12 protein-coding genes are annotated in these 15,778 nt (G+C 40.4%); 6 read left to right on the top strand and 6 right to left on the bottom strand.

Annotated features, from left to right (window positions below; translation table 11 throughout):
* Positions 1-207 precede the first annotated feature (207 nt).
* The 5 genes from H5114_RS08185 to H5114_RS08165 form a co-directional block, all read right to left on the bottom strand.
* Positions 208-3,126 carry a PAS domain S-box protein gene (locus tag H5114_RS08185; RefSeq protein WP_182722659.1) on the bottom strand — a complete coding sequence of 973 codons (2,919 nt, stop codon included), beginning with the start codon at positions 3,124-3,126 and terminating at the stop codon, positions 208-210.
* A 44-nt stretch (positions 3,127-3,170) separates the two neighbouring features.
* Positions 3,171-4,910: a bifunctional diguanylate cyclase/phosphodiesterase gene (locus H5114_RS08180; RefSeq protein WP_182722658.1), complete on the bottom strand. Its 1,740-nt coding sequence runs from the start codon at positions 4,908-4,910 to the stop codon at positions 3,171-3,173.
* Complete coding sequence (locus H5114_RS08175; protein WP_124015509.1) at positions 4,903-5,340, bottom strand: response regulator; 438 nt, start codon at positions 5,338-5,340, stop codon at positions 4,903-4,905. Before H5114_RS08175 ends, H5114_RS08180 begins: the two co-directional genes overlap by 8 nt.
* 332 nt (positions 5,341-5,672) lie before the next feature.
* On the bottom strand, positions 5,673-6,656 hold the full coding sequence (locus tag H5114_RS08170) for an MDR family oxidoreductase (protein ID WP_182697530.1): 984 nt from the start codon (positions 6,654-6,656) through the stop codon (positions 5,673-5,675).
* A gap of 99 nt (positions 6,657-6,755) precedes the next feature.
* A complete protein-coding gene (locus H5114_RS08165; RefSeq protein WP_259395260.1) occupies positions 6,756-7,403 on the bottom strand; it encodes a TetR/AcrR family transcriptional regulator in 648 nt (215 codons plus the stop codon).
* Between the two features lie 1,061 nt (positions 7,404-8,464).
* Here H5114_RS08165 and H5114_RS08160 point away from each other — a divergent pair.
* From H5114_RS08160 to proC, 5 genes are all read left to right on the top strand, one after another.
* Positions 8,465-8,641 (top strand): hypothetical protein, encoded by a 177-nt coding sequence (locus tag H5114_RS08160; protein ID WP_165870053.1) that lies wholly within the window; start codon positions 8,465-8,467, stop codon positions 8,639-8,641.
* A 3-nt stretch (positions 8,642-8,644) separates the two neighbouring features.
* A complete protein-coding gene (gene putP, locus H5114_RS08155) occupies positions 8,645-10,141 on the top strand; it encodes a sodium/proline symporter PutP (RefSeq protein WP_124015506.1) in 1,497 nt (498 codons plus the stop codon).
* A gap of 14 nt (positions 10,142-10,155) precedes the next feature.
* Positions 10,156-11,262 carry a glutamate 5-kinase gene (proB, locus tag H5114_RS08150; RefSeq protein WP_124015505.1) on the top strand — a complete coding sequence of 369 codons (1,107 nt, stop codon included), beginning with the start codon at positions 10,156-10,158 and terminating at the stop codon, positions 11,260-11,262.
* Positions 11,259-12,506: a glutamate-5-semialdehyde dehydrogenase gene (locus H5114_RS08145; RefSeq protein ID WP_182697533.1), complete on the top strand. Its 1,248-nt coding sequence runs from the start codon at positions 11,259-11,261 to the stop codon at positions 12,504-12,506. Before proB ends, H5114_RS08145 begins: the two co-directional genes overlap by 4 nt.
* 75 nt (positions 12,507-12,581) lie before the next feature.
* Positions 12,582-13,421 carry a pyrroline-5-carboxylate reductase gene (gene proC, locus H5114_RS08140; RefSeq protein WP_182697633.1) on the top strand — a complete coding sequence of 280 codons (840 nt, stop codon included), beginning with the start codon at positions 12,582-12,584 and terminating at the stop codon, positions 13,419-13,421.
* A 117-nt stretch (positions 13,422-13,538) separates the two neighbouring features.
* Here proC and H5114_RS08135 read toward each other — a convergent pair whose 3' ends face one another.
* On the bottom strand, positions 13,539-14,069 hold the full coding sequence (locus H5114_RS08135) for an NUDIX hydrolase (RefSeq protein ID WP_124015502.1): 531 nt from the start codon (positions 14,067-14,069) through the stop codon (positions 13,539-13,541).
* A 537-nt stretch (positions 14,070-14,606) separates the two neighbouring features.
* Here H5114_RS08135 and H5114_RS08130 point away from each other — a divergent pair.
* Positions 14,607-15,773: a diguanylate cyclase gene (locus H5114_RS08130; protein WP_220492496.1), complete on the top strand. Its 1,167-nt coding sequence runs from the start codon at positions 14,607-14,609 to the stop codon at positions 15,771-15,773.
* The last annotated feature ends 5 nt before the right edge of the window (positions 15,774-15,778 follow it).

Below are 15,778 nucleotides of genomic sequence, written 5' to 3'. Positions count from 1 at the left end.
AGACTCAACAGATACGCTAACTGTTGAGTTATCCGTAGGGGCTAAACATTTCAGTTTATGTGGCGATTTACAGCGGAATTTAGCTTACCAATCAGCTGCCAAGCTAAGTTGCTGAACTAAAGAGCTGAGCTAAAGTGCTAAACTAAAGTGCTGAGGCGCCTATAAAATCTTTTTTCAACGATAACCCATACGATGGCAAAATTAACACTACTCGACATCTCTGGTGTTGGGCATCAAGTTTTGTATTTCCATTGGCCAAGTAAACTTGAAACACGCGCCCTTTTGCACACTCGTATCTAAGCTAATTTCGCCCCCCATGGCGACCACTATCTTTTTCACAATCGCTAATCCCATGCCACTGCCTTCCACTTCATCTCGAGGTTTTAAGGTGGTGAACATGGTAAATATTTTCTCAGAGAACTCATCAAGTATCCCTGGGCCATCATCTCTAACCACAAATTCATAAAAAGGAGCGTTCACCACCATAGATACATATACAGTGCCTTTTCCGGTGTCATGATGTTTAATCGCATTATTAATCAGGTTTCTTATCACTTGCTCAAGTGGCACACTAGCAGTCGTTATGTCGGTTGTCGCGGACTCAAACTCCAGCGAAAAGGCATTTTTGGTATTGCATAAATCAAACACATTTTCGACCACAGACTTTATATTAATTGAATGAATAACATCGCCTTTTTTGCCCGCTCTTGAATAGGAGAGTAAGTCATCTAACAGTTTTTCCATCCGGCTAATACGACCACGCATTAAGCGTAAATGCTCAGCATCTTCATCTTCTAATTTGTCTTTTAAATCTTCTTCTAACCAGCTGGCTAATTGATCAATGCCGCGTAAAGGCGATTTAAGATCATGCGAGGCAACGTAGGCAAAGTTATCCAGTTCGGTATTACTTCTGGAAAGTTCCTCAATGAAATATTTGCGTTCTGAAATATCTTGCATGGTTCCTGCAAGCCTAACGGCTTTACCATTTTCATACTCTATAGTGCCCGCAACCTTGACCCATATGAGCTTATTGGCAGCATTAGTAAAACGCACCTCAACATTCCAATCTTTCCCCATTTCAATGGCTTCTGTAAGGGTTTTGCGGATAATCGGTTGTGAATCTGGCGTATAAAATGCAATTGCTTCGTCTAGAGATAATTTAGAACCCAATGGCAAGCCATAAATACGATAGGTCTCTTCAGAATAAAACAACTCGTTGGTGATTAAATCGAGCTCCCAGCCACCAATGCCAGCCATTTTACTGGTGCGGTCTAAATTTTCGGTGACCTTTTTTAATGCGCTTGCTTCGAGTTCGCTATCCGTTAAATCAACAATAGATGAAAGCAGTTTTTTACCTTTATGCGTTTCAATAGTGCATAACCCAATGGATAACGGGAATATACTGCCATCTTTGCATAAACCACTAATATAATAGCGTTCGGTATCAATCTCTTCACCTGCGGCAATAAAGAACGATTGTCGCCAGGCTAAATGCTGTTCACGAAAAGACTCAGGCACCAGCATAGCAATATTGTTACCTAAGAGATCGTCTCTTGAATAACCAAACAGCCTCTCAGTCTGTTTATTAACTAACTCAATAACGCCATTATAATCAACCAGCAAAACCGCATTGGGTAAGGTATCTACAACCATCTCAAACAAATGCTCTAATTGCCTTCTCAATGTGATGTCAACAATACCGCAAATAGCTTGTAACTCACCCTTATATTCAATAACACTCAAACCTATCTCAAGCGGTACTTCTTTGGCGGTTTTGTGTAAGCCATATAATTCTCGACCGCCGCCCATTAATTTAGTTTCAGGTGCAGAGAAAAACGCTTGCATAAAATTAGGGTGTACATGACAAAACCTTGCCGGTAATAGTACATTCATCGATTGGCCTAACAACTCACCTTGAGAGTAGCCAAAAATACGTTCAACTTGAGTATTGGCGAGGGTGATAATACCTTGTCGATTAACCACCATAATACCATTAGGGGCATGGCTTAATATTGAGTTTAGTTCTTGCTCCATAGTCAAAACAGTATTGAGGTGTTGTTGCTTAGCCTTTAATGCGACTTCATTTTTTGTGTTCTTCAATAGCAGTATTAAAATGCCAATAATGACCCAATACCAAAAAATCACCGTGAGTGTTTTGGTTATTGCTAGGTGATTATTTGCCACCGCAAGCACCACCACTTTTCGCTGTGTATTGGTGCTATCTAAGTAAACATTCTCCTCAGAAAAAAATAATACCTTAAGCCAACTAAAAAAATCACTGTCATCCTTGGTGAGGTACATACCGTCACCAACATCAGTAAAATCGTCTTCTAGTGTGTATCGTTGACCAATATCAAAGCCAAAGGTTTTCGTCTTATCTGGATGAAGTAAGTAATCACCAGCATCATTGACTAAATAGATATTAATATTTGAGTAAGTGCTGGTGATATCTAGTTGAGAAAATAGTACTTCAGCAGACACATTAATCACGATTTGCCCAATCGATTCTTTTTGCGGTTTCGCTTGAGAAAAAACTAATGTACTCACCCGCATTACCGGTAAGTAAGGGAAGACAAGTGAGCCATTTTCTTGATTGAGATTAAAAGGCGATACGTATACATCACCCTCTTGTAATTTTTGAGCTTCAATAAAATAATCTCTATCACTTTTTTGTTGTAAAGATGAATCAGGTAACGCGATTACGCTACCTTTCATTCGTTCTACTCGAATCGTCTCAAAGCCCGTTTTACTATCAATAAAACGCGCTTGTTCTAGCTCAGGAATACTTTGAATATAATATTTAAATACGTCTTTTAAGTGAGCAATATGGGTATTAAATTGGGCTTGCTGTTCAGTGTCTAATACTGGTTGGTGAGCAAGTGATGCAATGCCTTTTACATCAGGCAGTTTAGATAGGAATAAAGTTTCACGTTTTAAGTTATCTATGTGTTCTCTAAGTATGTCGGCTTTCGCGCGCGCGACGGTATCAATTTCACGCTGTATCGAGCCGACTTCTTGCCAATAAACAAAATGACAAATAATCAGCATTAACACTGCCGCAAATACAAAAGTGATTGCCGATGAATGCGGTTTAATACGATTTAACAAAGGTATTTGCTTTAACATAATTATCTCAATAGTGTTTCATTACCAAATATGCAGTTCACTCACTATATGGCTAAATATTTAGCTTCAAAATCTGCGGCGCAAATCGGTTTAGAATAATAATAACCTTGTATCAAATCGCAGCCTTGAGATTGGCAAAAATCAAGCTGCTCTGCAGTTTCTACCCCTTCGGCAATCACACATAGTCCAAGGTATTTAGCAAAGTTAATCATGGCTTCAAGCACTTTATCTTGGGATTTTTTTTGCTTATAGGCAGCAATAAAACTCTTATCCACTTTTAAAGAATGAATAGGAAACAGGTGTAAATGTTTAATCGATGAATAGCCGGTACCAAAGTCATCCAAAGCTAATTTTACATTTTTTCTGGTCAGCTCATGGAGCCTTTCAACTATGTTTTCAGGGCTATGAATAATCGAGCTTTCAGTAATTTCTAGCTCTAAACAACATGGTGATAATTGACTCGATTCTAAGGCATGAGAAACTAAACTGAGCAATCGCACATCTTGTAATTGTAAGGCAGACAAATTGACCGATATGGTCAGCTCTTCGTCTAAGAGGTTATATTGCAACTGCCATTGCTTTAATTGATTACAAGCCGTTTGTAATACCCACTGACCGATCTCACTAATTAAGTTTAATTCTTCAGCCATATCAAGAAATACGCCTGGCGCTAAAACACCTCGGGTAGGATGATCCCAACGGATCAGTGCCTCAACCCCTTTAACTTTTTTCGTTTTTGTACAAATTTGAGGTTGGTAATAAACTACGAACTGCTCCAATTGCAGCGCATAAGACATTTCTTCTTCAAGAATGGCGTTGCTCTGTGTTTCTTGATGAAGAATATCGGTATACAAACAGAAGTGATTTCGACCGTTCTGCTTAGCTTTATACATGGCAATATCAGCACACTTCATCATTGCTTCAGGTGAAGAGGCAAACTCACCTAACATAGAAATACCAATACTGGCTGTTATCGAAAAAGCCGTATTTCCGACTTGTAAAGGAGGGGTCAATGCATCAATAACTTGAGTGGCAATGGCGAATGTTTGTTGCTCTGAATCAATATTATTCGCCAAAATAACGAATTCGTCACCGCCAAGACGCGCTAAACAATCACCGTCTTTAATTACTGAAGCTAATCTAGTGGCTACGTTTTGTAACAGCTTATCCCCAGTAAAATGGCCTAATGTGTCATTCACTTTTTTAAAATTGTCTAAATCGATAAACAGAAGCGCGATGTTATCACCGGTGAATAACACTCTAGTACAAGCATCTTTAAGTGTTTTCTCAAAAGTATAACGATTGATTAATTGTGTTAATGAATCTCTATTTGCTAGCCATTCTAATGCGTTATTTTTCTCACGCACTACGCCTTCAAGAAACTGACGATGTTGCGCCTGACGGATAGTTCTCATTAAACGTTCGGAATTGACCTCGGTTTTTAACAGGAAGTCGTGCGCGCCAACATTGAGTGCATTTAATGATAAAATTTCATCTTCATGCTGACTCACCATAATAATCGTTGCGTCTGTTTTTTTTCGCGCTAATAGAACTTTAATTAATGCTAAACCGTCAATATCTGGCAACCGGTAATCAATCAAGAGCACATCAACAATGTTGTTTTCGAACTGAGCGATCCCTTCTTCGCCTGTTTTGGCCTCTATTATAATAATAGGCCGATGACTGGACATTAAAGCACGCCTAATTGATTTCCTATCCACAAGGTCGTCATCGATAATTAACAGCGTGATAGGTAACTCTTGGTTAGCAGCGACGTTATTCATTGTACGGCAACTCCACTACACGCCAATAATGCCCCAACATATCAACAATGTTCAAAAAGGATTCGCCAACTTGTTTTTTGACTATGTATCCAGCAACATTTTTTTTGTAGGCTAACATTTTATCTTGATCGTCACTTGAAGTCGTCAATATAAAGACAACACTTCCGCATAGGTCATCGTCAGCACGGAGTTCTTTCAAAAAGTCGATTCCGCCCATTCGAGGCATATTGATATCAAGTAAAATAATATAAGGTTTGGCAATGGCTTTTTTACGAAGCAGTTCTAGCGCTTCGATACCATCTTTGGCGCGTATGGTGGGATTAGCGATTCTAAGTTTCTTCAGGGCTCTTTCAATACCAAGGACATCTACATCGTCGTCATCAACAATAAATATTGTCACTTGCTTGTGTAGCAGAATGTTCTCGCGCATAAATATTTCATCATCCTTGACATGTTAACCATAATGATTAAGAACTGTTACGGTTCAGTCATCATAAAAATAATCGTAAAATAAAAAAGAGTTAAGATTATAATATTTAAAGTATTTAATGGCCTTATCACGCTGATATCAACACTAAAAATATCTTAATATCAGCGTTTATTTACTGATTGCTTGATACTATCTCACAAACATAATAGTTCAAAAATAAACCACAAATCAATATTAGCTCATCTTAAACAAAATAACCCTACTTAGTCGCATTTTTAATATTTAGCGAGCTAATCGATCATCAACTTAGGCTAACTGATTAAACATGAATGTTAACGATTTACGTCAACAACAACACGGCCGCGAACCTTACCTGCCAATAAGTCACTGGCGACATCAATCGCCTCAATCAAACTGATTTCATGAACTATGTCATCAAAAATGGCAGGATCAAGGATTTCACCAAGACGTTGCCATGCTTCAATACGATCGGCTAACGGTCGCATCACACTGTCAACACCCGCTAACGTCACACAGCGTAAAATGAAAGGCGCGACACTCGCTGGAAAATCCATCCCCTGTGCTAAACCACATGCAGCCACAGTCCCACCATATTTTGTACTGGCACACACATTGGCTAATGTATGACTGCCAACAGAATCTACCGCCCCAGCCCAACGCTCCTTAGCCAAAGGTCGACCAGCTTCTGATAAGCTCGCACGATCAATAATGTCTTTAGCGCCTAACTTTTTCAAATAATCACTTTGATCAACCCGCCCGGTAGATGCCACTACCTGATACCCAAGCTTGGCCAAAATTGCGATAGCAAAACTGCCGACACCGCCATTAGCACCGGTCACTAACACTTCACCCTTATCGGGTGTGACACCATTTTTCTCAAGTGCCATTACACATAACATTGCCGTGTAGCCTGCGGTGCCAATCGCCATGGCTTGCTGCGGGGAAAATGCGCTTGGTAGTGGAATGAGCCACTCACTTTTTAAACGTGCTTTAGTGGCTAAACCACCACAATGGGTTTCACCGACACCAAAACCATTCAATAATACCGTATCACCAGCGGCAAATTTATCACTATCGCTATGTTCGACTACGCCCACTAAATCAATACCAGGCACCATAGGAAATGTTCTCACCACAGGTGCTTTACCTGTAATAGCGAGGGCATCTTTATAATTAAGCGTGCTATAAAGTACTTTTACCGTTACATCTCCTGCAGGAAGCACATTTTCATCAATGCTTTTCACTGTAGTACGATAACCTTGATCATCTTTTTCAATTAACATGCCATGAAACATTGTCTTCTCCTAATTTAGACTGCTCGTCTATTAATGAATACATTTTGAGTGAACTTGTACCAACTTAAAAATACACCAACTTAAAATAGAGTGGCTAAGCTAACGTTGCTTGGGTAATGCAGCCATAAAAAGATCGCAGTAATTATCCAGCGGTGTGGCCTGTTGCACCAACTTTGCTCGACTGACAGCCCCTTCCCAACCGACCCAAAAGTTTTCAGCTAAAAGTTGACAGTTTGCACTTTCTGCCAGCTCTCCATGTAATTGCGCCTCTTTAAGACACCGAGCTAGACAGTCTTGCCAACTCACCAATATCTCAATAATTTGCGGCCTAAAACTTTCTGGTAATACGCCAACTTCTTGCCCTAAGTTACCCACTAGACAACCACGCTTAAATTTATAACGGATCATGCCTGCTTTGGCATTGTCGACAAAATTCCTAATTCGCCTTAGTGGCAAAAATGATTCGTCCAGTAAATGAACTTCCAGCTTATGTAAAAAATAGTCGGCATAATTTTTCAATACCGCCTGACCAAATGCTTCTTTACTAGCAAAATAATGATAGAAGGAGCCTTTGGGGACGCCCACTTTTTTTAAAATCGGTTCAATACCCGATGAAGCAAAGCCTTGTTCTGTCAGTTGTTCTAGACCACTTCGAATAAGCTCGGCCCGTGTATCTGGATTATCACGCGACACTTTAGGGGGCCTTCCACGACGGGGTTTCTGGCTTGGACTTATATCTGCACTCATTATTATATCTAAGCTTAAATTGTTCATAACAATTATATTAGACCGAACGTCTATTTAAATACAATATTATTGTGTTTAAGCGCAACCTGGATCTCACATTCTTCAAATATCAACGCTATCACTGGGGCAACTTATGTTAATAATACATCAGATAAATGCCTAAGCCTGACTAAACTGAATAAGAATTTTAGATTGTTTAACAAGGTGATACTGGCAAAATCAGGCACTAGTAACCTCGATAAAATGTATCCACTACTTTACATAATCAACTCAACCCCAATTGCAAACCGAGCCGTTAACGCTAAAAGTGGCTTTGCGATACAAACTGTCAAACATAAAAATAATTTGAACAAAAACCATTTGAGCTGTAATTATTAGCAAGGTGAACTAATCGATACATCCGCTGCGCGAACGTGCATATTGAATCGAGTAATGGATTAGATAATCGCGCCATAACACAACGAGTCACTTTAACTGAGATGAAAAATCATCGTCGGCAATAACAATAGTGTTATGGCTTTACCATTTATCCTAACCCTCTATATGCATCAATAAAAAGTGTGTAAATCAATAAAACATAATGAAAAGTCTATTTACTTGTTACACGTTAACTATCAAAAACAAACATAAGATACTGAAATAAAATATAAAAATAATTATTCGATTAATATTTCGATGATTAAACACCCTATCAAAGACTCTGATATGCCAATCAAATGGCCCTAAAACAACAAAACTGATCCTACATATAAATAAAAAATATAATTTACAACAATTTATATTCTCATGAGAGTATTCAGCTACATGATTGAATAATAACAATCGTAAAAAAGCCCTCTCCAGCTCATCAAGTATGGCCCTGTCAGCTCAAATAGCATGGCCAATAACAGCATGCACAGTCGAGATAAACCCCTCTAAAGTAGCCTTATCCGATAATCAATTGGAAATTTGACGTCTAATCATGCTATTATGATTAGACCACTAACTATCTTGGTGGTTTTTTATTGTTAAATTTAAATCCTTAAACAATAAACCGATTAGCTCTAACCCAGGAGGACATTATGTCAACAGGCACTTTAAGCGAAGAAAATCTCATTACGAATATGTGGAACACAGTGACGTTAAAGCTGAAAGAAGCTTCGCAATTATTATGTTTGTGCGCTCTTTTAAGCACCTATCTCTTTGTTATGTTGAAACCTGAAGGGATTCAAAATCACAAAGCGTTGGGAGGCAAATAATTCATGCATTACCTAACCTATGTCTCATTAGCAATTTATTTCATGGTAATGCTAGGCATTGGATTGTTTGCTTATAAACAATCAACAAGCGATGTATCTGGCTATATTTTGGGTGGCCGAAAAGTCAGCCCACAAGTTACCGCACTATCAGCTGGCGCATCGGATATGAGTGGTTGGATGCTTATGGGCTTGCCTGGTGCAATGTTCTTAGTGGGTTTTGAAACCATCTATATTGCAATAGGCCTATTACTTGGTGCTCTGGTTAATTATTTAATTGTCGCGCCAAAACTGAGGGTTTATACCGAAGTAGCGGACAACTCGTTGACCATCCCAGAGTTTTTTGCAAAACGCTTTCATGCACCTAATAGCCATATACGGATTATCGCAGCGGTTATCATTGTCATCTTCTTTACCTTATATACCTCTGCAGGATTAGTTGCTGGCGGAAAGTTATTTGTTTCGGCATTTGATTTAAATTATGAACTTGGTCTGATAGTTACCTTAGGTGTTGTGGTTTCTTACACCCTACTCGGTGGTTTTTTAGCCGTGAGTATGACTGACTTTGTTCAAGGCTGTATTATGTTTGTTGCCTTGGTTTTGGTACCTATTGTTGCCTACCAAGAGTTTAGTAGTGCAGATAAAATGTTGGACTACGCTTATCAGTCGATTCCGCACTTTTCTGATGCTATGCAAAATGTCACCATACTCGGGTTAATTTCTAGTCTTTCTTGGGGATTAGGTTATTTTGGCCAACCGCATATTATTGTGCGTTTTATGGCTATCCGTTCAGTGTCTGATATCAAAATTGCCCGCAGAATTGGCATGAGCTGGATGACAGTCACTATCGTTGGTGCGCTGGCGACAGGTCTTGTTGGTATTGCTTATGCCAATAAATTTGATATGAAAGTCAGTGATCCTGAAACCATCTTTATTATATTTTCAGAATTATTGTTTAACCCTCTAATCAGTGGTTTCTTATTGGCAGCTATTTTAGCCGCAATTATGAGCACGATATCTTCACAGTTATTAGTATCATCAAGCTCACTAACTGAAGATATCTATCGAGTGGTATCAAAGAAAGAATCAACTGAACAAGAAATGGTCAAAATGGGCCGTTATGGTGTAGCAGGCGTTGCCATTGTGGCGAGTTTGTTAGCACTTGATCGTTCTAACAGTATTTTATCGTTAGTGAGTAATGCTTGGGCTGGATTTGGTGCCGCGTTCGGTCCATTAGTATTATTCAGTCTTTATAAACAAAACCTTACTCATAAAGCCGCTGTTGCGGGTATTGTCTCGGGTGCAGCTACCGTCCTCTTTTGGATATATGCTCCTGTACTTGGCGACGGAAAAGCATTAACCAGCGTGATTTATGAAATGATCCCTGGTTTTATTGTTAGTAGCGTAGTGATTTGGATTACCAGTGCTCTTGACTCGGATCCTTGTAATAAAACAGTCGATACCTTCCATGAAGCGAATCGTGTTTTAACCGAGCAACAGTAATGGAGAACAATACTATGTCAACTTCACATTGGAAACGGATTGTGGTTAAAGTGGGAAGCGCATTAATTGCGCCCCATCAACAAGGTTGTAGCAGCCATTATTTGTTAGGTATAGCCCAATTTATCGCGACCTGTCGTGCTCAAGGGTGCCAAGTAGTTTTGGTGTCTTCGGGTTCAGTTGCCGCTGGTAAACATCGATTTGCTGAAACTGCAGAGCCAAGTATTTCACTTAAAAAAGCCATGGCTGCAGCAGGCCAGGCAGATATGATGGCGACCTGGGATAAGTTATTTGACTTCCCTTCAGCGCAGCTATTACTGACCCATGGTGATTTACGCGACCGTGACCGTTATATCAGCATTAAAAATACAATTTTTACTCTGTTAGACAATGGCTTGCTGCCCATTATTAACGAAAATGATGCTGTCACAGCAGCCAAATTACGTGTGGGTGATAATGATAATTTATCAGCTATGGTGGCAGCTGCAGCAGATGCTGATGCGTTAATTATTTGCTCTGACGTAAAAGGGCTTTATAACAAAAACCCTAATTTACATGAAGATGCCACACTAATTAAGCAAGTAAGTGAGATTAATGCTGAAATCTACGCAATGGCTGGCGGAGCGACTAGTAGCGTAGGTACTGGCGGGATGCAAACTAAAATCGAAGCGGCAGAGAAAGCGATTTCTCACGGAATTGAAACCATGATTGTCGATGGATTCGACGCAGATACCTTTAATCAACTTTTAAAAGGTCAGAATCCGGGTACGTTATTTACCCCGTATGATGTACCTATGCAAGAACACTTGCATTGGATGATGCATACCTCACAAATTCAAGGTGAGTTAATTGTCGACAATGACTTTAGCGCGGACCTTGAAGAACATGATACCCAACTAACCACTGACGATGTAGTGGCCGTAAGAGGCAACTTTTCCGTCGGCGATACTGTTTTAGTGCGCAAAGGCGATGGCACTAAATTGGCAAAAGCCAAATCAAACTACAGTAGTTGTTTATTACATTTTATTGCAGACCAGGAAGATCGTGAATTTGCTAATAACGCCCAACAAAAAACGGGCCCACTGATCTCTGACAAAAACATCGCCATTTTGGAGCACATATGAGTTTAATTAAAGATTTATCGCAAGCCGCAGCAACAGCTGCACAAACTCTAGCCCTATTAGATGAAAAAGTTAAAAACACCATCTTACTTGATATGGCTCGTGCGCTTAGGGCACACAGCGACGATATCATTAAAGCGAATTTATTAGATCTTGAACACGCCGAAAAAGCTGACTTAGGCGCGGCGATGATAGACAGATTGACACTGACACCTGATCGTATTGAATCCATGGCGGCAGGCATCGAAACCGTTGCATCATTACCCGATCCTGTCGGTATGGTGCGCGAAATATGCCAGCGACCTAATGGGCTTAACATTCAAAAAATGCGCGTGCCTTTAGGGGTTGTGTGCATGATTTATGAAGCACGCCCTAATGTTACCGCTGATGCCGGTGCGTTATGCTTTAAATCAGGTAATGCTGTGATATTGCGTGGTGGTAAAGAAGCGCTTAATTCAAGTAAAATCATTGCTTCTATCTTACAAAATGTGTTGCAAGTATATCAGTTACCTACCGCACTGATCACAGTTGTACCCGACCCAGATCGCGCTTTAATGCTGGAGCTTATGCAGCAACGTGACTTTATTGACGTGATTATTCCACGCGGTGGAGAAGGTTTGATCAACTTTGTGACAGATAACAGTAAAATCCCTGTTATTCAACACTTTAAAGGTGTTTGTCACTTATATGTCGATAAAGACGCAGACCTCGATATTGCAATGTCTTTATTACTGAATGGTAAAACCCAACGCACTGGCGTATGTAATGCCCTAGAGGGATTACTGGTACATCAAGACGTAGCAGCCACATTTTTACCGAAAGTAGCAGCCGAGCTTGCCGCACATAAAGTACGTATTAATGTCAGCAAGAATGCCCAACAATACTTTGAGCATGCCAATGTTATTAGCGATGATGATTTTGGCCAAGAGTATTTAGATTTAGAAATTGCTATTCGCCAAGTGACTGACTTTGACCATGCGATTAATCATATTCGTCGCTTTGGTAGCCATCACACAGAAGTGATTTGTACTCAAAATGAGTTAACGGCTACGCGTTTTCAACGCACAGTGGATGCCTCAGTCGTGATGGTAAATGCATCATCACGTTTTTCTGATGGTAGCGAACTCGGTCTAGGTGCAGAAATTGGTATTGCGACCAGTAAATTACATGCCTACGGCCCAATGGGCCTTGAGTCACTCACGACTGAGAAATACTTAGTCAGTGGTGAAGGTCAAGTTCGCGCATAATCCAGTCGGCACCACAGATAAAAGGCCAAGCGAAAGCATGGCCTTTTCTTTTTAGCGAAACTTTCGGAGGTTCCCATCGTTCAACATCAGTCATTAGATCCCAATACCTGTATCGCCTTTATCGGTGGTGGCAACATGGCCAGAGCTATTATCAGCGGCCTACTGAAACAAGGTCACAACAGTGCCAATATTCTAGTGTGCGCCCCAAGTCAAACCACCCGACACGACTTAATCGATACATTCAATGTAAAAGTACATCAAGACAATACCGCCGCAGTTGCGTTTGCAGATGTCATCATTATTGCCGTTAAACCTTTTGTTGTACCGGTAGTGTGTGAGCAATTAAGTGAAGTGATGCAGCACGATAACCGTAAATTAGTTATCTCAATTGCCGCAGGAGTCAAACATGCCACACTGCGCCAGAAATTACATTTTTCACCCAAAGTCATTTGCGCCATGCCAAACTTACCGACCTCCATTGGTGAAGGATTAACAGGTTTATATGCAAGTCCCGACACTCACAAACATGATATTGCCCTAGCAGAAAGACTCATGCGGGCTGTTGGTGAAACGGTATGGTTAACAGAAGAAAGCCAAATGTCGACCATAGTGGCGGCGGCGGGTAGCTCTCCAGCGTATTTATTCTTATTTTTAGAAGCAATGGAAAAAGCGGCTGTCGAACAAGGGCTGCCACAAGAAACTGCCACTAAAGCAGTGCTTCAAAGTGCAATGGGAGCAATATCTATGGCGATGAAAAGTCAGCATAATTTGGCTAACCTGCGCCACCAAGTGACCTCCCCTAAGGGCACAACAGAACAGGCAATATTGGCATTTCAAGATGGCGATCTCGATGAGCTTGTCGCCAATGCAATGGCGTGTGCAACATCAAGAGCAAAAGAGTTATCTATTGGTTAGCTCGATGAACTAGGCTGATGTTAATACCATTGGCCCAATGGCACTGTTCTGGCTGAGAATGACTTGATTATCGCCCGCACTCACTGATGACAGGCTCACGAGTAGCTTACGCCTCGCTCACAGTAACTCTTGTTTGATCAGCTTCAGTAGAAAGGTTTCTCGTTCAATCGATAAGCCTTTTTTACTGCTATTGGCAATCGTATCTAAGTTATGCGCTATAGCCTCATCAATATCAATCCACACCGGCACCATGCCATTATTGATTTCATGGGCTTCAAATTGAGTCTCACCCAGCTGACTGTCGATCTCACAAGTGAAGCAATAAGACAGCATGTTCACCGATGTATAACCCTCTCGCTGCCATGGGCGGTATTCTTCATATAAGCCAAATTCCTTAATATTGCGGATCTCTTGCGCGCCGGTTTCCTCTTGTAACTCCCGAATGAGCCCTTGCTCTATCTCCTCGCCCGCATCGACTCCACCACCTGGTAATGAATAGTCATGGTAGCGTTGGGTATAAAGCATCAATATTTGATTATCACGAATGACAATTGCACGGGCAGCAATACGAGTCAGCATAGTTTTTTGATTGGCATCAATAAATTCTGCTGGAGTATCAGTATGATAACGAGTGGTTAAATAGCGCATTATACGGGCTCATCGCAATAAAAAGCGCATGATACTTTGCCAGAGCTCAGGCTTCAAGTGTGCGTATACACTCATTCAATAGCTGCTTATAAACAAGTTAACACCCGTTTATTGCAAAATATACTCACTCAAACAGTGAAGCTAACTAATGTCACCTTAGTGATTATCAATATAGACAATGGCATAGCTAAAATAGCCTATACTCATACAGACAAATTATTGAGCATTAGAGGCTGTTGGGTTCGCTGCTGAACTAAAGACAATCAAAAGAAGTATCCATCAGCCATAAAATAAACAGCTTATCTCGGGGCTCTACGCTAATTATCATCAAGTTAAGTCTGTTTTAACCGAGTCATACAATAATAGGATTTGTTTCGATACCACAGCACATAAAACAACTGACTAGGTGGCCGTTATTATTATATTTTCTCTCATAATCATTATTGCTGGTGCTCGCATAATCTGAAATATAGCCCCCTATGATTACCAGGCTTTACGGTTAGCATTGATAGAATTTTACTTTGGAATTTGCTTACGATGAAATTTTGGTTAAAACAATTCGCCCAATATCCACCAGATCATCCCGATTACTGGCGAGTCCAATTAATCGGCTATACATTGCTGATTACAATGAGCTACTTTTTCATTCTTGCCCTGATTAATCTTTTGTATTTTAACAGCTTAGAATACACCTTACTCGATAGTGTTGGCTTATGTATTTCATTTGTTATTTTCTACCATTTCCGCAAAACAGGACATGTTAAAATAGCCTCTTGGGCGACCACCATAATGGTGAGCAGCTTAATCATGCTATTTGCCATTTCAGCTAAGGGTCAATCCTACTCATTATTTTGGTCAACGCTCGTCCCACTGATTTCATTTTTTCTTATAGGACGGAAATGGGGAACACTAATTTCATGCCTCACCTTCGCCGTATGTGCTTTTTTGGTGTACCAGCAAACTCAAGACCCTGAGCCTGTAACGATTAGAACTCAAGCCTTATTTAATATTATCGAAGTGTGTATAGCACAAGTTTTACTGATTAGGTTTTACGAAAAAACTCGTTTTTCCGGCTATCAGAAGCTCGCACTTCGCAATTTAGAAATCCAAAAAATGGCTGAAACAGATAAACTCACCGGGCTGTATAACCGCGACAAACTCGATAAGGTTCTAGAACAACTGCTGGCCATTAAAGCCGTGAATAACGACGTAATGCCTGATTCTGACAGCCGAGATAATAAATCGCCATCGATTGATATTGGCGGAGATGATAAAAACCCCACCGAACCAAGGTTACTTAAGCTGATATCTCGTTTTCAATCGCCTATTTCGGTAGTGATGATCGACATCGATCATTTTAAACGCATCAATGATAATCACGGTCATCTGGTAGGTGATAAAGTCTTATGTGAATTGGCGCATTTACTCCAAAGCCAAATGCGCAATAATGATTTACTAGTACGTTGGGGAGGTGAAGAGTTTGTGATGGTATTACTCAATACAACCTTAAATGACACCATAGAGCTAACCGAAAGATTACGCCAATATGTCGCCAAGCAAAATATTCAAGGTATGGCACTCACAATAAGCTTAGGCGTTGCACAATACAATTCACAAGACTCTGCTGACAGCATATTAGAGCGTGCAGACAAAGCCTTATACAAAGCTAAATCACAAGGGCGCAATTGCGTGGCAGTGGCTTAATAAAT

This window comes from Shewanella sp. SR43-8, assembly GCF_014163775.1.
GTDB lineage: Bacteria > Pseudomonadota > Gammaproteobacteria > Enterobacterales > Shewanellaceae > Shewanella > Shewanella vesiculosa.
Note: the sequence above shows the minus strand (reverse complement) of the source record. Positions and strands in the feature narration are given on the sequence as shown.